The sequence below is a fragment of the Bradyrhizobium monzae genome (genome assembly GCF_021458635.1).
Lineage (GTDB): Bacteria > Pseudomonadota > Alphaproteobacteria > Rhizobiales > Xanthobacteraceae > Bradyrhizobium.
Window position 1 is genome coordinate 574,249 of record NZ_JAIRDQ010000001.1, and the last position, 15,457, is coordinate 589,705.

The 15,457-nt window shown below is 64.8% G+C and carries 22 protein-coding genes; 14 read left to right on the forward strand and 8 right to left on the reverse strand.

Annotation, left to right across the window (positions count from 1 at the left end):
* Window positions 1–12: 12 nt before the first annotated feature.
* A complete protein-coding gene (locus K3F49_RS02985) occupies window positions 13–246 on the reverse strand; it encodes a hypothetical protein (protein WP_234679403.1) in 234 nt (77 codons plus the stop codon).
* Between the two features lie 152 nt (window positions 247–398).
* On the opposite strand from K3F49_RS02985, the gene K3F49_RS02990 reads away from it, so the two are divergent.
* The gene (locus K3F49_RS02990) at window positions 399–803 is read left to right on the forward strand and encodes a hypothetical protein (RefSeq protein WP_234679404.1); all 405 of its coding nucleotides are present in this window, start codon (window positions 399–401) and stop codon (window positions 801–803) included.
* Window positions 804–915: 112 nt separating this feature from the next.
* On the forward strand, window positions 916–1,251 hold the full coding sequence (locus K3F49_RS02995; RefSeq protein ID WP_234679405.1) for a hypothetical protein: 336 nt from the start codon (window positions 916–918) through the stop codon (window positions 1,249–1,251).
* Window positions 1,252–1,308: 57 nt separating this feature from the next.
* On the opposite strand, the gene K3F49_RS03000 is transcribed toward K3F49_RS02995, so the two are convergent.
* Both K3F49_RS03000 and K3F49_RS03005 read right to left on the reverse strand, forming a co-directional pair.
* Window positions 1,309–1,776 (reverse strand): YeeE/YedE family protein, encoded by a 468-nt coding sequence (locus tag K3F49_RS03000; RefSeq protein ID WP_234679406.1) that lies wholly within the window; start codon window positions 1,774–1,776, stop codon window positions 1,309–1,311.
* A gap of 5 nt (window positions 1,777–1,781) precedes the next feature.
* Window positions 1,782–2,243 (reverse strand): YeeE/YedE family protein, encoded by a 462-nt coding sequence (locus tag K3F49_RS03005; protein WP_276575357.1) that lies wholly within the window; start codon window positions 2,241–2,243, stop codon window positions 1,782–1,784.
* A gap of 140 nt (window positions 2,244–2,383) precedes the next feature.
* On the opposite strand from K3F49_RS03005, the gene K3F49_RS03010 reads away from it, so the two are divergent.
* A complete protein-coding gene (locus tag K3F49_RS03010; protein WP_234679408.1) occupies window positions 2,384–3,547 on the forward strand; it encodes a GNAT family N-acetyltransferase in 1,164 nt (387 codons plus the stop codon).
* A 7-nt stretch (window positions 3,548–3,554) separates the two neighbouring features.
* Here the strand turns inward: K3F49_RS03010 and K3F49_RS03015 are convergent, their stop codons facing one another.
* Window positions 3,555–4,220 carry a DsbA family oxidoreductase gene (locus K3F49_RS03015; RefSeq protein WP_131871351.1) on the reverse strand — a complete coding sequence of 222 codons (666 nt, stop codon included), beginning with the start codon at window positions 4,218–4,220 and terminating at the stop codon, window positions 3,555–3,557.
* 83 nt (window positions 4,221–4,303) lie between these two features.
* Complete coding sequence (locus K3F49_RS03020) at window positions 4,304–5,125, reverse strand: helix-turn-helix domain-containing protein (protein WP_234679409.1); 822 nt, start codon at window positions 5,123–5,125, stop codon at window positions 4,304–4,306.
* Window positions 5,126–5,225: 100 nt separating this feature from the next.
* On the opposite strand from K3F49_RS03020, the gene K3F49_RS03025 reads away from it, so the two are divergent.
* The 4 genes from K3F49_RS03025 (at window position 5,226) to K3F49_RS03045 (ending at window position 7,252) form a co-directional block, all read left to right on the forward strand.
* Window positions 5,226–5,456, forward strand: coding sequence for a hypothetical protein (locus K3F49_RS03025; protein WP_234680561.1), 231 nt, complete (start codon window positions 5,226–5,228; stop codon window positions 5,454–5,456).
* Window positions 5,457–5,504: 48 nt separating this feature from the next.
* Complete coding sequence (locus tag K3F49_RS03030) at window positions 5,505–5,903, forward strand: hypothetical protein (protein WP_234679410.1); 399 nt, start codon at window positions 5,505–5,507, stop codon at window positions 5,901–5,903.
* A gap of 865 nt (window positions 5,904–6,768) precedes the next feature.
* Window positions 6,769–6,939, forward strand: a complete 171-nt coding sequence (locus K3F49_RS03035) for a hypothetical protein (RefSeq protein WP_234680609.1) — start codon at window positions 6,769–6,771, stop codon at window positions 6,937–6,939.
* 142 nt (window positions 6,940–7,081) lie between these two features.
* Complete coding sequence (locus K3F49_RS03045; RefSeq protein ID WP_234680610.1) at window positions 7,082–7,252, forward strand: hypothetical protein; 171 nt, start codon at window positions 7,082–7,084, stop codon at window positions 7,250–7,252.
* Window positions 7,253–7,313: 61 nt separating this feature from the next.
* Here K3F49_RS03045 and K3F49_RS03050 read toward each other — a convergent pair whose 3' ends face one another.
* Entirely contained in the window at window positions 7,314–7,880 is a 567-nt protein-coding gene (locus K3F49_RS03050; protein ID WP_234679412.1) for an SET domain-containing protein, read from the reverse strand.
* A gap of 188 nt (window positions 7,881–8,068) precedes the next feature.
* Window positions 8,069–8,806, reverse strand: coding sequence for a TetR/AcrR family transcriptional regulator (locus tag K3F49_RS03055; protein WP_234679413.1), 738 nt, complete (start codon window positions 8,804–8,806; stop codon window positions 8,069–8,071).
* 106 nt (window positions 8,807–8,912) lie between these two features.
* Between K3F49_RS03055 and K3F49_RS03060 the strand changes: the two genes are divergently transcribed.
* The 5 genes from K3F49_RS03060 to K3F49_RS03080 all read left to right on the forward strand — a co-directional run bounded on the left by K3F49_RS03060 (window position 8,913) and on the right by K3F49_RS03080 (window position 12,561).
* Entirely contained in the window at window positions 8,913–10,310 is a 1,398-nt protein-coding gene (locus K3F49_RS03060; protein WP_234679414.1) for a carotenoid oxygenase family protein, read from the forward strand.
* Window positions 10,311–10,443: 133 nt separating this feature from the next.
* Complete coding sequence (locus tag K3F49_RS03065) at window positions 10,444–10,926, forward strand: MAPEG family protein (protein ID WP_234679415.1); 483 nt, start codon at window positions 10,444–10,446, stop codon at window positions 10,924–10,926.
* A gap of 75 nt (window positions 10,927–11,001) precedes the next feature.
* Window positions 11,002–11,577 carry a hypothetical protein gene (locus K3F49_RS03070; RefSeq protein WP_234679416.1) on the forward strand — a complete coding sequence of 192 codons (576 nt, stop codon included), beginning with the start codon at window positions 11,002–11,004 and terminating at the stop codon, window positions 11,575–11,577.
* A 13-nt stretch (window positions 11,578–11,590) separates the two neighbouring features.
* Window positions 11,591–12,145, forward strand: coding sequence for an inner membrane-spanning protein YciB (locus K3F49_RS03075; protein WP_234679417.1), 555 nt, complete (start codon window positions 11,591–11,593; stop codon window positions 12,143–12,145).
* Window positions 12,146–12,264: 119 nt separating this feature from the next.
* Complete coding sequence (locus tag K3F49_RS03080) at window positions 12,265–12,561, forward strand: hypothetical protein (RefSeq protein ID WP_148751416.1); 297 nt, start codon at window positions 12,265–12,267, stop codon at window positions 12,559–12,561.
* Between the two features lie 130 nt (window positions 12,562–12,691).
* Here K3F49_RS03080 and K3F49_RS03085 read toward each other — a convergent pair whose 3' ends face one another.
* On the reverse strand, window positions 12,692–14,347 hold the full coding sequence (locus tag K3F49_RS03085; protein ID WP_234679418.1) for a fumarate hydratase: 1,656 nt from the start codon (window positions 14,345–14,347) through the stop codon (window positions 12,692–12,694).
* Between the two features lie 245 nt (window positions 14,348–14,592).
* Here K3F49_RS03085 and K3F49_RS03090 point away from each other — a divergent pair, with 245 nt between their 5' ends.
* Window positions 14,593–15,072 carry a hypothetical protein gene (locus tag K3F49_RS03090; RefSeq protein WP_234679419.1) on the forward strand — a complete coding sequence of 160 codons (480 nt, stop codon included), beginning with the start codon at window positions 14,593–14,595 and terminating at the stop codon, window positions 15,070–15,072.
* A gap of 126 nt (window positions 15,073–15,198) precedes the next feature.
* Window positions 15,199–15,366: a hypothetical protein gene (locus K3F49_RS03095; RefSeq protein WP_234679420.1), complete on the forward strand. Its 168-nt coding sequence runs from the start codon at window positions 15,199–15,201 to the stop codon at window positions 15,364–15,366.
* Window positions 15,367–15,457: the final 91 nt, after the last annotated feature.

A 15,457-nucleotide genomic window follows, 5' to 3' on the forward strand; every position in this document is an offset into this window, starting at 1 on the left:
ACGCGCCTCGCGCTATTTCGGATTGTTGGCGGGATCGCTCGGACGCGCCCCGCCCCACGGATCATACTTTTCCTTGGACGCCGGAATGCGCTCGAGCGCGGCCTTGTAGGCCTTCTCGTCGACCTTGGGCTTGTTGTCAGCCTTCTGGCCGCTGTCCTCCTGATGGCGCCGACCGCCGCCCATCTGCGCCTGCGCGGGAGCAACTGCCAGTGCCAGCACCGCGGCGGCTATGACCAAACTTCTCATCGGTGCAATCCCCGTTATCCGGGGTACAAACTAGCCTGCAATCCCGTAGTAGCCAATGCGGCGGGTTCTACCCCTTCAGCAAATGTTGATCGGCCGGGACTTCGTCCGGTCGAATTCGCGCCTATGTGTTGGCCGGCAGGGGACCTTCACGAATGTTGCGGATTGTTGCACATGTAGCGCTGTTCGCCGGCGCGCTCGCGCTCGGCGCGTGCGGCTTTGCCGACAGCCGTGCGCCCGTGCCCGACTTCATGCGCCTCAAGGAAGCCGAACAGCCGCCGCCCGAACCGCCGCCTGACGTCAAGCGCGTGGTCCGTGAGCAGATCGAAATGGTCTTCCTCAACACCTCCTATCCGCACGAGGTGCAAGTCGCCCTGCCCCATCACGAGGTCCGCGGACCGGGCTGGACCGCCTGTGTCCGCGCGCAACTCACCTCGGCCACCGGCTCGGCGCTTGGCACCCAGACCTACATCGTGACGATCAACGGCGGAAAGGTCATCGACAGGCGCCGCGCGGAAGCCGATGACATCTGCGGATCGGAAGCCTACGAGCCGATCTAGCGATCGATCGCAACACATGACGATAGGTTCCGGGAAAAACCTGTAATTTTGCCGGAACGATCGTCGCCCCCCATTCTTGTTACCGCCAAGGGCAGTTTCGGAGGAGGACAGGATGAGGACGTTCACGATTGCACTGCTGGCTGGCATCGGAGCCCTCGCTGCGGCGAGCGGCGCGAAGGCCGCGGATTTTTACACGACCCGCGAATACACCAGCCCCAATCTCATTCAGGAGGTCCGGCTGGTCTGCGATGACGCTGGCAATTGCTATCGCACCCGCGGCGGCGCGCGCGTGATCGTGCGCGACTCCTATGACGCCATGCCGCGCGAGCGCTATTACGAGCGCCGCACCTATCGCGATCACGACTGGGATGACGGTCCGCGCGGTGGCGTCGGCATTCGCGCGCCCGGCGTTAGCGTGGGCGTCGGTGTCGGCGGCGACCGCTGGTAAGCGAAACTGTGTGACCGAATGGGACCGGACGAGATCGCTCGTCCGGTCCTGCCTACGTCAGGACTCGAGCGGGTGAACCGGCGCAGCGACGCGCGTCGTTGATGGCAGCTGCGCGATGAAGCGGGCAAGCACCATGCCGGCGCACATCGCGGCGACGAAGATGACGGCTGAGGTCGAGCCGAAACCGAGCGAGGTCAGCGCCGGTCCCGGACAGAAGCCGGCCAATCCCCAGCCGATGCCAAAGATCGCGGGGCCAACGATGATTTTTGGATCGATGTCGCTGCGCGTCGGCACGTGGAAGCGTTCGGCGAAGAAGGGATGTGCCAGCTTCAAGACATGCCTGAAGCCGACGAAGGTCACGGCGACCGCGCCGGCCATCACGAAAGCGAGGCTCGCGTCCCATGTCCCCGCCGGAATGCCGCCGAGGTCGAGGAAGTTCAGCACCTTTGCCGGATTCGACATGCCGGAGACAATGAGCCCGAGGCCGAACAGCAAGCCGATTGCGAATTGGACGAGAATGGTCATTGCCGTCAGCTCCAGTGCCGGATCACGAAGACCGTGGCGACGCCCGTCGCCATGAAGGTGATGGTCGCGACCAGCGAGCGCACCGACAGTCGCGAGAGGCCGCAGACGCCATGGCCGGAGGTACAGCCGCTTCCCCACACCGCACCGAAGCCGGTCAGCAGCCCCGCGACAATCAGCACCGGCGTTCCCGCCGCGATCGTCTGCGCCGGCAGGCTTCCGGTCACGAGCCGCACCAGCACGGGGGCGGCAATGAGGCCCGCGACGAAGACGAGCCGGCCGGCGAATTCGCCGTCCTCATACGGCGGAAACAACCGTGCCGCGATGCCGCTGACGCCGGCGATCCGTCCCGTCGCCCACATCAGGAGCACCGCGGACAGGCCGATCAGCGCGCCCCCGAAGAGCGAGGCAATCGGCGTGAAAGTCGTGGTGACCATTTTGATCCTCCGGATCGAGACAGCATCCGCCAGCGCAGCCGGCCGAATGCTTAATGAGACGTTAACAATACCACTCGAATTGAAGCCGCGCCCCAACGGGATTTTCCAATCTTTGCGCTTAGCATGACCGTATGACGCAGGGCTTCTGCCCGCGTGAACGGGGACGACGGGACGTGGTCGACATCGCGCATCAGGCTGCGATCAATCCGGCATCGGCGAAGGATGCAACGCCCGCGCTCGTCCCGCTGACGGCCATCGAGCCCGGGCAATGGCGCGCGCTGGCGCAGCGGGCGGTCGAGCCGAACGGCTATTACCTGCCCGCCTGGGAGCTCGCCGTCAGCGCAACCGCGCGCGATCGTGTCGGCGCCTCGGCGCTGTCCGTCTGCGGCGGCTCCTCGACGCGGCTGATCGCCTTGATGCCGGTGGTCTCGCTTTGGCAGGCCTGGAAGATCCCCCTGCCCGCGCTCGTGAGCGCGCATCCCTATGGCACGCTGTGCAGCCCGCTGATCGACCGCGACGCTTCGCTCGAGGCCGCGACGCGCCTGCTGCAACGGGCCCGCGAGGCCGGAGCGCATGCGCTGGTCCTGCGCGACGTCGCGCTCGACGGCGCTGCGATGGCATCGCTCAAGGAAGCCCTCGGCCAAGCCGGCCTGAAGCCGCGCGTGCTCGGCTCTTACGTCCGCGCCAGCCTCGATGCGACACAGGATGGCGACAGGGTGCTGCACGAGGCGCTCGGTGCCAAGAAGCTCAAGGAGCTGCGCCGGCAGCGCCATCGCCTGGAAGAGCATGGACCGGTCGCTTTCGAAATTGCACGCAAGCCAGACCAGATCAAGCCCGCGCTCGAGACGTTCCTGCAGCTCGAAGCCAGCGGCTGGAAGGGCAAGCGCGGCACCGCGCTGATTCAGGCTGCAGGCGATGCGACCTTCATTCGCCGCGCCGTCCCCGCGCTCGCCGAGACCGCGCAGTGCGAGATCGTCGCGCTCCGTGCCGGCGCGACGCCGATTGCCGCCGGCATCGTGCTGCGCCATCAGGATCGCGCGTTTTTCTTCAAGCTCGGCATCGACGAGCGTTTTGCAAAATATTCGCCGGGCGTGCAGCTCACGCTCGATCTGACGCGTCATCTCTGCGCCGATCCGTCTCTCGCGAGCGCCGATTCCACCGCGAGCGCCGATCATCCCATGATCAATCCGATCTGGCGCGGCCGCTTTGCAATCGGCGACGTACTGATCCCGCTGCGGCGCAACGATCCGATGGTGGCACTCATCCATGCCGCGCTGACCGCGCGCGGCTTGGCGCGAGAAGCGGCGCGCCGCGCGCTTCATCTTCTCCGCAAGTAGGCGCGCGCTACTCCGCCGCCTGCGCATTGATCTCCGCCGAGACCTGGCGGATGGCGCGGGCGAGCAGGTTCGGATCCTGCGCGCCGGAGACGGCGTATTTCTGCGCGAACACGTAGGTCGGCACGCCGGAGATGCCCTTCTCGGCGGCTTCCTGCGCGTCGGCCGAGACACGCGCGACGTCCTCGTCGGTGGCAAGGCGCTTGCGCACGTCGTCGGCATCGAGGCCGACATCGGCCGCCGCCTGGACCAGCACGTTGACGTCGGTGAGATCGCCGCCATCGCGGAAATACAGCTCCATCAAACGCTGCTTCATCTCGGGCGCCTTGCCGATCGCTTCCGCCCACAGGATCAGGCGGTGGCAGTCGGTCGTGTTGGGCTGGCGCGCGACCAGCTCGGGCTTGTAGACGAGGCCCTCTTCGCCGGCGGCCGCGACGACGCGGCCGGCAATGCCCTTATATGCCTCCACCGAGCCGAACTTCTGGGTGAGATAGTCCTCACGGCTGATGCCCTCGCGCGGCACCCAGGGATTGAGGAAGAACGGGCGGAAATTCAGCTTGACCGGAACGTCGGGCACGAGCGCGAGCGCGCTCTCGATCCGGTGCTTGCCGATATAGCACCACGGGCACACGACGTCGGAGACGACATCGATCTGGAGCGGCTTGAGGGTGCTCATTGGCGCCTCCTTTGGGCGGCAAGTTTTTGGGGCGGGTGCGGTTTTGTCGGAAGATAAGCCGAACGCCGCACGAGGCAAGGGTGCTAGGCCACTTTTGCGGCCGTCTGTCTCAGCCATTCGGCGGTGCGTTCGTCCGCCGGAAAGAACGTCTCCAGCGCCAGCTCCGACAGGGTGATGTCGACCGGCGTGCCGAACACCATGGTGGTGGAGAAGAAACTTAGTATCCCTCCGTCATGGCGCAGCTTGAACGGGATTGCGACATTGTCGCTCGACAGCGGGCCCGAGCGCGCCGGAATGGGGTAGCTCTTGAGGTCGTGATAGAGCTTGACCAGCTCGGGATCGGCCGTCGCCTCGCATTGCCGGTGCAAGCGCTCGAGCAGATGCGCGCACCATTCCGCGAGATTGACGGTGCGCGGCGCGAGCCCCTCGGGATGAAAGGCGAGCCGCAGCACGTTGAAGGGCTGGCCGAGCAGCCGCTCCGGAACGCCTGTGAGCAACGGCGCCACCATGCGGTTGGCGGTCACCAGATTCCAGTGCCGGTCATAGGCCAGCGCCGGATTGGGCTCGTGGGCTCTGAGCACGAGATCGATCGCCTGACGGGCTGACTTCAAGGCCGGATCCTCCAGCGGGCGCTGCGGAAAGGCCGGCGCGTAGCCGGCAGCGACCAGCAGCACGTTGCGTTCGCGCAAGGGCACGTCGAGGCGCTCGGCGAGCCGCATCACCATGTCGCGCGATGGCGCGGCGCGGCCGGTCTCGACGAAGCTCAGATGCCGCGCGGAAATCTCCGCTTCGCCCGCGAGATCGAGCTGACTCATGCGGCGGCGCTGCCGCCATTCGCGCAAATGGTCGCCGATATGGACCGGCTGGCTGGGCTCAGTGCGTGCCGTGGATGCATGTGCGTTCATGGTCGAAAACCTAGCATGCGGATTTCAGCCCTTCCATTACCCCTGAGGTAATCGAAGTGGGTCCCGGACCGGCGCATCTTCCCGAGCACAGGAGATGACCATGATCGCGCTGCTGCTCTACCGCACCCTCGCAGACCACCTTCTTCCCTGGGCGATGACGCTTGCGACCCGCATGCTGGCGCGCAGCCTCAACATGCCGGAGCCGCTGGTGCATTCGACCGGCGACTACGTCGTCGCGCAGGTCACGGCCTTCGAGCACAGCGTCGGCAGGAGCCTCTGCCCGTTCCGCCTCGCCCGCCTGCTCCGCGCCTGGTGGCGCGAACTGCATTGAGTTCATCCCAAGTTCACTCAAAGCCCAACCCAACCATGGAGACTTCTGATGATTGACGCATCCACCTTCCTGCGCCGTGCCCTGCTCGCCGACGCCGTGTTCAGCGGCGTCGCCGCACTCGGCTTGACTTTTGGCGCCGGCGCGTTCGCGACGCTGTTCAACCTGCCCGAGGCGCTGTTGCGTGAAACCGGCCTGTTCCTGATCGCCTACACCGCACTGGTCGGCTGGCTCGCCTCGCGCACAGTGGTGCCGAAGCCGCTCGTGCTGCTGGTCGTGGTCGGCAACGCCGCCTGGACGGTCGGCAGCATCGCACTTCTGTTCTCGGGCGCGGTGTCGCCGAACCTCACCGGCGAGCTCATGGTCGTCGCGCAGGCAATCGCAACCGGCGTGTTCGCCGAGTTGCAATATGTCGGCTTGCGCAAGAGCGGGAGCGTGGTGGCGGCTTAACGCGGCGCTGATTGCCGAGACGTTAGTTCCGTCATCCTGAGGTGCGCCCTTGCGCGCCTCGAAGGATGAACGGCCCGGATGCAGACGGGCTGTCGCGCTTCGAGGGCCGCCGAAGAGACGGCCACCTCAGGGTGACGGGATAGGTTCTCGTGTGCGGCACGATTTCAAGTTGCCCTCAAGCTAAGACACGCTTCCCCGTCCTCGCGGCGCGCTTCGCCCGAGCTTTGCTTCGACTTGCCGCCCTTTTCGAAAAAAGGGCGCAGGGAAGGCCGGGCGCCGGCTGGCACCCGAGATCCGTGCGCTTTGGAAATGCACACGGGGTGGATCACAGGTGATGCCGGTCGCCCGGCCTTCCCTGCGCGGCTGGTTTTAACGGTGTCCTTCGTGCTCTCCCCGGGGAGCGATGCACTATTGCCCCCGTCGCCTTGCGGATGGCTGATGCGCGCGCCCGGTCGGACCGCCACATCACCGCAACGCTTGACGCACAGGCTCCGGGCGTCAGGACCACACGACTTCTCCGTCCGCGGACGTCCTCGCCGGACTTTCAAGGGCTGGCGTGTGCTCACCCCCGATGCCAACGAGGCCGCTGTTACGGCGCCGTGTCGTGCCGCGGATCGTAACGTCTCACGGGGTCTGCCCGCCCTGTCGTCACGTCGCGCGCCGGCGCTGCCGCGTCCACCGCATCCCGGCCTGCGTATCGTGACGATCGCGAACGCCCCTTTGACGAGCCGGGATGGGCACAGCGATACTACAAAACCGAAATTCGGTAAACAGGAATATTTCAGCCTGCGCTTCTTGACAAGGTGTTTTGCCCGACCGGCGCGCGCAAGCGAGGCGACAGCCGACCTGCAAAGGGAAGACCACGATGGCCGTCAACAAACCGGTCACAACGCACGCGAAGAAATTCGACGGCGCTATCGCCGTATTTATTGTGGCTGCCTACTTTCCGGCGGGTGAAGCGCGACCTTCTTCGATTCGAGATCACAGGGAAGTTGGAGCAGTGTTCACCTCGGCGGCTGTAACCCGGGCGACCTGACCCAATCGTCCAAATGGGTCGCCACTTCGGCTTGGCGTGCCTTCCTGACGAGCGCTTCTCGCTCGGGGCCAGGTGGGAGAGCGCTTGCGCGCTCCTGGGCCTGTTGTGCCCATGCCGCGAGTCGATCCCGCAGGGAGAGCTGTTGCTTGAAACGACGCCGCTTGAACATGGCGCGCTCCTTTCCAGCAGAGGAAGGCGGGAGCGCAAACTGGCGTTCTCATCACCCGCAAACGCCACGGGCCGCCCGGTGAATAACTACCACGTCGCGGAAGCGGTTTCCCCAACAAATAGCAACTTCTCGATCGACCGCTAAACCAGGTCAGCGGTGCTTCCATGACCCGATGACGCTTACGAACATCCGACGCGACGGGAAGCTACGCCTTCGCGCGGCCGACCTTGCCGGCAAAATGCTTGCCGTTCAGCTTCTTCTTTTTCGCCGCGGTGGTTTTCGCGCCGGCTTTCTGGGCCCTGCGCTCCGCGCGCGCCTTCACCTTGGCGCGTTCGGCGCGGGCCTCGGCGCGCTGCTTCTTGCGCTTGTTCTCGCAGGAAGGGCACTTGCAGCCGATCGGCTTCAGATAGGCTTTGAAATAGTCGGTGCCGTAATCGTAGTTGATCTCGTCGCCCGGTTCGATGTTCTTGATGGCGCGGATGAACACCTTGCGCTCGCGCGGACGGACGTCCGACTCGGCGTTGGGCCGGCAGGAATGGTTGATGTAGCGGGCGACGTTCTTGCGCACCGAGCCGTCGATGGTCCAGCGGCCGTTGAGTTCGAACAGATATTTGTTCTCGATGTCGTCCTGCGCGGGAATGCGGCAGTCCAGGATCGGTCCGAAATAACGGATGATCCGGGTGCCCTTCTTGATCGGCATAGTGGCGAAGAGGCCAAGTCCGGTCTTGGAACGGCCGACGCGATAGGATTTGCGGGAAGCGATGACTGGCATGATCAGGTGTATTGAGGACGCGAACCAGGCTGCATGAGCCCAAGCGAAGCCGCCCTTCTAGAACGATTCCGCGCCGCTGTCAGGTCCATCCGGACTGCGTTTGAACCTTGCCCACAGTGAAGATGCACGAAGTCACGAGTTCCGCAGCACAACCACCACACATCGCAAACATTGCGATCAGTTGCTGATCAACGAGCGGGCAGCTTTCCCGCCACCGTCGACTTCAGGATCGCTTCGAGCAACTGCTCGGCGGTCGTGCCCGCGGGCAGCCGCTCCAAAATGTCCTCGAGCCGCCCGTCGAGCAGCAGCATGGTAAAGCCGTGCACCATCGACCAGGCCCGCGCAATCGCAGCGCCCTGCTCGATGGTCAGCGCGTTGCCAGTGATCGGCTCCTGCCGCATCGCGCCGATCGCATTGGCAAGTCCGGCAAACGACGATTCTGCCGCCTCGTGCAGCGAGGGCCTGGAATAGTCGAGCCGCTCGGTGCGGAACATCAGACCGTACATGCCGGGATGGGCCTGGGCATAGGCGACGTAAGCTTTGGGTCGCGCCAGCGCCCGCTCCAGAGGCGAGGTCGCGGCGCCACAGGCCGATGCCATCGCCGCATTGAACTGGCGGAAGCCGATTGCGGCGAGTTCGCTGACGAGGCCGGTGAGATCGCCGAAATGATGGGTCGGTGCGGCATGCGAGACGCCCGCCTCGCGCGCCACCGCGCGCAACGTCAGGCCGGCGAGCCCGTCGCGCTCCAGCACCCGCTCAGCCGCCTGCAGCAGCGCCTCGCGCAAGGCGCCGTGGTGATAGGGCGTCTCGGTCTTTGCGCTCACCGCGCGGCGCGCCGGCCGAGGTGCTGGCGATGTCTTTTTCGGGGTGCGCAAGCTTCGCGCTGTTTCGCTCTTGGTGTCGCTCTTGGTGTCGCTCTTGGCCATTTACAAGCTATATGACGCAATATTGACAGTGTAAAGATTTCACTTGACGGCAGCCGAGCTCGGCCCTATTCCATCTTGACGATGTAAAGATAGGGAGGGATACGCCGTGCAGCAGGACGCCGTCACCGAGCGCCGCAACAACATCGCGCCGATTCCGTTCGAGGCGGACGCGCCTTTCCTCAAGATCGTCGGGGAATTGCCAGGCGAGCTGAACGGCACGCTCTACCGCAACGGCCCCAATCCGCAGTTCGACGCGCCCGGCGCACACTGGTTCGTCGGCGACGGCATGCTGCACGCCTTTCATCTCGAAAACGGCCGTGCCAGCTACCGCAACCGCTGGGTCCGCACGCCGAAATGGCTCGCCGAGCACGATGCCGGCCGCGCCCTGTTCGGCGGCTTCGGCCGCAAGCTACCGGATGCGCCCGCCCATCTCACCGACGGCGGCGTCGCCAACACCAACATCGTCTTCCATGCCGGCAAGCTGCTCGCGCTGGAAGAGGGACATCTGCCGACCGAGATCGAGCCGGGCACGCTCGCAACCCGCGGCTATCAGAACTATCAGAACCGCATCGTCGGCGCCTTTACCGCGCATCCGAAGGTCGATCCGATCACGGGCGAACTGGTGTTCTTCGGCTACAATGCCGCGGGCCCGCTGACACCCGCCCTCTCCTACGGATCGATCGATGCGAGCGGCAAGGTGACGCGCTTCGAGCGTTTCGAGACGCCCTATGCCAGCATGGTGCACGACTTCATCGTCACCAAGAACCACGTGCTGTTTCCGATCCTGCCCATCACCGGCAGCATGGAGCGCGCGATGAGCGGCAAGCCCCCCTATGCCTGGGAGCCGGAGAAAGGCTCTTATGTCGGCGTGATGAAGCGCAGCGGCACGGCGAAGGACATCGTCTGGTTCCGCGCCGAGGCCTGCTATGTCTTCCACGTCATGAACGCGTGGGAGGACGCCGACCGCATCGTCGCTGACGTCATGCAGTTCGAGGAAGCCCCGCTGTTTCCGCATCCCGACGGCCGGCCGACGGATCCGGACAAATCGCGCGCCCGCCACTGCCGCTGGACCTTCGATCTCTCCGGCAATACCGACCGCTTCCAACAGACGTATCTGGACGACCTCACCGGCGAATTCCCGCGCATCGACGATCGCCGCGCCGGCTTGAAAAGCCGTCACGGCTGGTACGCCTGCGCCAACCCAAGGCTGCCGATGTTCGGCGCGCTGTCCGGCATCGTTCATGTCGACGGCACGGGCAAGCGGCTCGGCCAGTATCTGCTGCCGGCGGGCGACACCATCTCCGAGCCGGTCTTCGTCGAGCGATCGAAGGATGCTGCGGAAGGTGACGGCTGGCTGCTGGCGGTGATCTGGCGCGCGCGGGAGAACCGCAGCGACCTCGCCGTGTTCAATGCCACCGACATCGAGGCCGGCCCCGCCGCGCTGGTGCAGCTCGGCCATCGCGTGCCCGACGGCTTTCACGGCAATTGGGTGGGCGCGCAGTAGCTCCCTCCTCTCGTCATTCCGGGGCACGCGAAGCGTGAACCCGGACTCCATTTCGCCACCGAACTTGCCGCCCGATGGATTCCGGGCTCGACGCTTCGCGTCGCCCCGGAATGACGGATAGAGGAGACTTGGGATGCACGCTCCCACGATCACCGCGAACTATCTGGCCGTTCTCGCCCTGATCTACTCCGCGCTCGCGCTCGAGGTCATCCGGCTGCGACGGAGCAGCAAGGCGCCCTTCAGCGACGGCGGCAACGAAAGCCTGCGCAGCGCGATCCGCTCCCATGGCAATTTCATGGAATACGTTCCGATCATCGCGCTGATGGTCGCGTTTCTCGAAATGTCCGGCGCATCGCCCCTGCGCGTTCACCTGCTGATGGGCGCGCTGGTGCTGTCTCGGCTGTTGCATCCGCTCGGCATGTACGCGGCGCCGGGCTCGCTCAAATTCAGGATCGGCCGCGGCGGCAGCATCTTCCTGACCATCGGCCTGCTGATCAGCACCGCGCTGACCATCCTGTCGCGCCTGCCCTGGGCGGCCTTCGCCGATGAGATATCGGATCAAGCCATTGCAACAATTGAATTTTTTCAAGTCATTCATATCATTTTGACACTGTAAAGATTTCGCTTGACCCCGTCACTGCCCTGAATTATCAATCTTGACATCGTAAAGATTGGTTCGACCGAGGCGACCATGACGATCTTTCTGATCCTTGCCCCCTACGGCGTCTACACCTTCCTGATGATGGTCACGTCGGCCACGAGCAGCGTGTTCGTGGCCTCCGCGATCTGCCTCACGACCATCGCGATCGACGTGGCTCGCGGCCGCTCGGTGAAGATTCTGGCCGCGGGCTCCGCGATCCTGTTTGCAGGCATCGGCCTCTCGCTCGTGCTGTTCGATCCGAAGCTCAGCGCGCTCGGCGTCAAGCTCTCGGTCGATATCGGCATCTTCATCATCTCGCTCGGCTCGATGCTGGCGCGCCGGCCCTTCACGCTGCAATACGCGGTCGAATCCGTGCCAGCCGAAACCGCGGCAATGCCCGGCTTCCTCACCGCCAATTACATCATCACCGCCGCATGGACGGTGGCCGCCCTGCTGATGATGGCCGCCAACATCGTGCTGCTCTACTTCCCGGGCCTGCCGGTATGGCTCGGCCTCGCGGTTGCCTTCGCCGCCCGCAACAGCGCGATCTATTTCACCAAGTGGTATCCCGAATATCGCCAGATCAAGTATGGTGCGCCGGCCGGCGCGCTGCCCGAAGCCAAGTGAGACAGGACCGACCATGAAGGACGTATTCGCCCGCCTCGCCTCCGACTTCCTCTCGGCCATCGTCTTCCTGGTCATTTATCTGGTCACCGACAACGTCATCCTGGCGACATCGGTGGCGATTGCCGGCGCGATCGCGCAGGTGATCTACGCCCGCGTGAAGGGGCGCGAGCTCGGCTACATGACCTATGCGAGCGTCGCACTCGTCATCGTTCTCGGCACTGTCACGCTGCTGACCAACGATCCCCGCTTCATGCTGGCCAAGCCTGCGATCGCGCATTTCGCGATCGGCGCGATCATGCTCAAGCGCGGCTGGATGCTGCGCTACATGCCGCCGATCGTGGCCGAGACCGCGCCGGAATATGTCACTGCTGCGGGCTATGCCTGGGCCGCGCTGATGTTCGTTCTCGGCGCCGGCACGATCGCGGTCGCTGCCACCGGCGACCTCAAGCTTTGGGCGTTCTACATCTCGGCGGTCGCGGGCGGCGCCAAGGCCCTCGCCTTTGCCGTGCAGTACGTGGTGTTCAGGCTCGTCGTCACCAGCCGCCGTCGCGCCGCCGCCCGCGCCTGAATGCCGGCCAAGAAGCGTTAAAGGCCGGTTAGGCAGCCGCAACGAGTTGCGCTATACGCTCCACCCAGGACTGGCTGCGGATCATCGCAGCCCGCCGGGATAGTGTTCGGGAGACGCGAATGGCCGTGGACGGCAACTGGAATCTGACCATGACAACGCCGATGGGCGAACGCCAGGCGACGCTGAGCCTGAAGGAAGCGGGCGGCACGCTCACGGGCACGCAAGGTGCGGAAGGCAATACCGCCGAGATCTTTGACGGCACCGTCAGCGGTGACGCCGTCAACTGGAAGGTCTCGATCACCAATCCGATGCCGTTGACCCTCGAGTTCATCGGAACGGTCTCCGGCGACAGCATGAGTGGCGAAATGGGCATCGGCCCGATGGGCAGCTTCCCGTTCACGGGCGCGAAGGCGTAGGGCTCCTCTCGTGTCCCGGACGCGGTGCAGCGTGTAACGCTGCTCCGCAGAGCCGGGACCCATGCCGCCACATGGACCCCGGATCAGCAGCGCGCCGCTTCGCGCTGCGCAGCGTCCGGGGAAAGTGGAGCTAGCCCAGGTTCAACTCCTTGAAGAAGTCGTTCCCCTTGTCATCGATGATGATGAAGGCCGGGAAGTCCACGACGTCGATGCGCCAGATCGCTTCCATGCCGAGCTCCGGATATTCGAGCACCTCGACCTTCTTGATGCAGTGCTCGGCGAGGTTCGCCGCCGCACCGCCGATCGAGCCGAGATAGAAGCCGCCATATTTCTTGCAGGCCTCGCGCACCGCAGGCGCGCGGTTGCCCTTCGCCACCATCACCATCGAGCCGCCGGCGGCCTGGAACTGGTCGACAAAGGAGTCCATGCGGCCTGCGGTGGTCGGGCCGAACGCACCGGAGGCGTAGCCTTCGGGTGTCTTGGCGGGGCCGGCGTAATAGACCGGATGGTTCTTGAAATAATCCGGCAGCGGCTCGCCCTTCTCCAGTCGCTCGCGCAGCTTGGCATGCGCGCTGTCGCGCGCGACGATCATGGTGCCGGTCATCGAGACCCGCGTCTTGGTCGGGTATTTCGAGAACGTCGCCAGAATGTCCTTCATCGGCTGGTTGAGGTCGATCTTGACGACCTCGCCGCCGAGCGACTCTTCGACCTGCGGCAGATACTGCGCAGGGTTGTGCTCGAGCTCCTCGAGATAGACGCCGTCCCTAGTGATCTTGCCGAGCACCTGGCGGTCGGCCGAGCAGGACACGCCAAGCCCGATCGGCAGCGATGCGCCGTGACGCGGCATGCGGATCACGCGCACGTCGTGGCAGAAATATTTGCCGCCGAACTGCGCGCCCACGCCCAGGCTCTGCGTCATCTTGTGGATTTCCTTCTCCATCTCGACGTCGCGGAAGGCGTTGCCGTCAGGCGAGCCGTGGGTCGGCAGCGCATCGAGATAGCGGGCCGACGCCAGCTTGACCGTCTTCATGCAGAGCTCGGCCGAGGTGCCGCCGATCACGATCGCAAGGTGATAAGGCGGGCACGCCGCGGTGCCCAGCGTCAGGATCTTTTCTTTCAGGAAGGCCAGCAGCCGGTCCTTGGTCAAGACGGAAGGCGTGGCCTGAAACAGAAAACTCTTGTTGGCGGAGCCGCCGCCCTTCGCCATGAACATGAACTTGTAGGCATCATCACCTTCGGCGTAGATCTCGCACTGCGCCGGCATGTTGTTGGCGGTGTTCTTCTCCTCGTACATCGAGAGCGGCGCGACCTGCGAGTAGCGCAGATTGCGGCGCAGATAGGCGTCGCGCGCGCCTTCCGACAGCGCCGCCTCGTCGTCACCGTCGGTGATGACGTTGCAGCCCTTCTTGCCCATGATGATCGCAGTGCCGGTGTCCTGGCACATCGGCAGCACGCCGCCGGCCGCGATGTTGGCATTCTTGAGGAAGTCCAGCGCCACGAACTTGTCGTTCGGGCTCGCCTCGCCGTCCTCCAGGATGGCGCGGAGCTGCTTCAGATGTCCGGGGCGCAGATAGTGGTTGATGTCGCCGAAAGCCGCCTCCGACAGCGCCCGCAGCGCCTCGCGCGACACCACCAGCATGTCCTTCCCCAGGACCTTCTCGACTCGGACGCCCTCGGCCGTGATCTTCTTGTACGGCGTCTCGTCCTTGCCCAGCGGGAACAGCGGGGTGTGCTTGTAGGGCGGGACGGGTTTTGAGGCGTCGGGGAAGGCGGTGGGAGCGTTCATGGAGCAATTCTCGGGGTTTTGGAGCCCTCGCGGGCCTCTGAGCATAGAAGCGTTCTAAGCTTTTTTGCCGCAAAGGGAAGGCGCTCCGGCGCGGCCGGGGCATCCCGATTCGGTGCCATGGCGGCCATTTTCCGGTCCCCTCTTCGACCAACGTGGACTGTGGTTGTGCCCATCAAGCCGGGTTGCACCCCTTGCACTTCGCGCGCGGCGACGGTTGAATGCGCGCCCTCAAGGGGCTTTCCATCATGATTTTCAAACTGCACGTCCGCGGCGCGATTGTCGCCGCCGCCGCCATTACCGGCCTTGTGACCCTCGCCGCGCCTGCGCGCGCGGACCAGTGCGACGATATCGCCAGGCAGCTCGCCGGCGGCATCGACGGGCTGAAGGTCAACTTCAAGGCCGCCAACATCATCTACCTCACCCACCCGGCGGCGAAGGAGCTGTCGCTCGGCTGCCGTTCGCAGGGGCAGACCTATTCCAACGAGCTCTATGCCAAGGGCGACCGCAAGCCGACGCCGCAGTTCTACAATCTGGTCGCATCCGCGGCCGCGATCATCTTTACGGTGACGAAGGACGACACCACGACCGGCGCGACGCGCTGCCTGAAGCGCATGGGACTCTTGCGCGGCGACAAGGTCACGATGCGCTACAAGCGTCTCAACATGGAATGCACGCGCACCAAGACGGACGCCGCGATCTCGATCACGCGACCGAAGGACGAATAGGCGGGGCTTGCCACCACACGCTCGGCACTTTTCGCACCAAACGCCTCGCATTTTAACGATTGCCTTGACGGAGCTTTGGTCCCTCACGGGGCAGGGTCAATTGTTTCAATCTGTGAGGGTTTGTGGATGAGCGTTTCCAGCGTTGCGCCGCCGCCTGTGACGATCGTGGTCCCGAGCTACGACGCGACCAAGCAGCCGGACGACCAGACCAAGGACAACGACCCGACCTATCAGCCGACGCCGCCCGCGCCGCTGCCGCCGGGCCAGGGCACGCGGATCGATCAGCTCGCCTGATCCGGCTTGCCTGCGATGGATCGCCCGGTCCGGTTGACCGGGCTTTTCGCGCGTCCGGCCGCAGCTTTGCCGGATAGCGCGGCTATACTGG

Coding starts and splice junctions, on each gene's coding strand:
- K3F49_RS02985 (WP_234679403.1), bottom strand. CDS start 246: ATGAGAAGTTTGGTCATAGCCGCCGCGGTGCTGGCACTGGCAGTTGCT.
- K3F49_RS02990 (WP_234679404.1), top strand. CDS start 399: ATGTTGCGGATTGTTGCACATGTAGCGCTGTTCGCCGGCGCGCTCGCG.
- K3F49_RS02995 (WP_234679405.1), top strand. CDS start 916: ATGAGGACGTTCACGATTGCACTGCTGGCTGGCATCGGAGCCCTCGCT.
- K3F49_RS03000 (WP_234679406.1), bottom strand. CDS start 1,776: ATGACCATTCTCGTCCAATTCGCAATCGGCTTGCTGTTCGGCCTCGGG.
- K3F49_RS03015 (WP_131871351.1), bottom strand. CDS start 4,220: ATGAGCACCCTCAAGCCGCTCCAGATCGATGTCGTCTCCGACGTCGTG.
- K3F49_RS03020 (WP_234679409.1), bottom strand. CDS start 5,125: ATGAACGCACATGCATCCACGGCACGCACTGAGCCCAGCCAGCCGGTC.
- K3F49_RS03025 (WP_234680561.1), top strand. CDS start 5,226: ATGATCGCGCTGCTGCTCTACCGCACCCTCGCAGACCACCTTCTTCCC.
- K3F49_RS03030 (WP_234679410.1), top strand. CDS start 5,505: ATGATTGACGCATCCACCTTCCTGCGCCGTGCCCTGCTCGCCGACGCC.
- K3F49_RS03035 (WP_234680609.1), top strand. CDS start 6,769: ATGGCCGTCAACAAACCGGTCACAACGCACGCGAAGAAATTCGACGGC.
- K3F49_RS03050 (WP_234679412.1), bottom strand. CDS start 7,880: ATGCCAGTCATCGCTTCCCGCAAATCCTATCGCGTCGGCCGTTCCAAG.
- K3F49_RS03055 (WP_234679413.1), bottom strand. CDS start 8,806: ATGGCCAAGAGCGACACCAAGAGCGACACCAAGAGCGAAACAGCGCGA.
- K3F49_RS03065 (WP_234679415.1), top strand. CDS start 10,444: ATGCACGCTCCCACGATCACCGCGAACTATCTGGCCGTTCTCGCCCTG.
- K3F49_RS03070 (WP_234679416.1), top strand. CDS start 11,002: ATGACGATCTTTCTGATCCTTGCCCCCTACGGCGTCTACACCTTCCTG.
- K3F49_RS03075 (WP_234679417.1), top strand. CDS start 11,591: ATGAAGGACGTATTCGCCCGCCTCGCCTCCGACTTCCTCTCGGCCATC.
- K3F49_RS03080 (WP_148751416.1), top strand. CDS start 12,265: ATGGCCGTGGACGGCAACTGGAATCTGACCATGACAACGCCGATGGGC.
- K3F49_RS03085 (WP_234679418.1), bottom strand. CDS start 14,347: ATGAACGCTCCCACCGCCTTCCCCGACGCCTCAAAACCCGTCCCGCCC.
- K3F49_RS03090 (WP_234679419.1), top strand. CDS start 14,593: ATGATTTTCAAACTGCACGTCCGCGGCGCGATTGTCGCCGCCGCCGCC.
- K3F49_RS03095 (WP_234679420.1), top strand. CDS start 15,199: ATGAGCGTTTCCAGCGTTGCGCCGCCGCCTGTGACGATCGTGGTCCCG.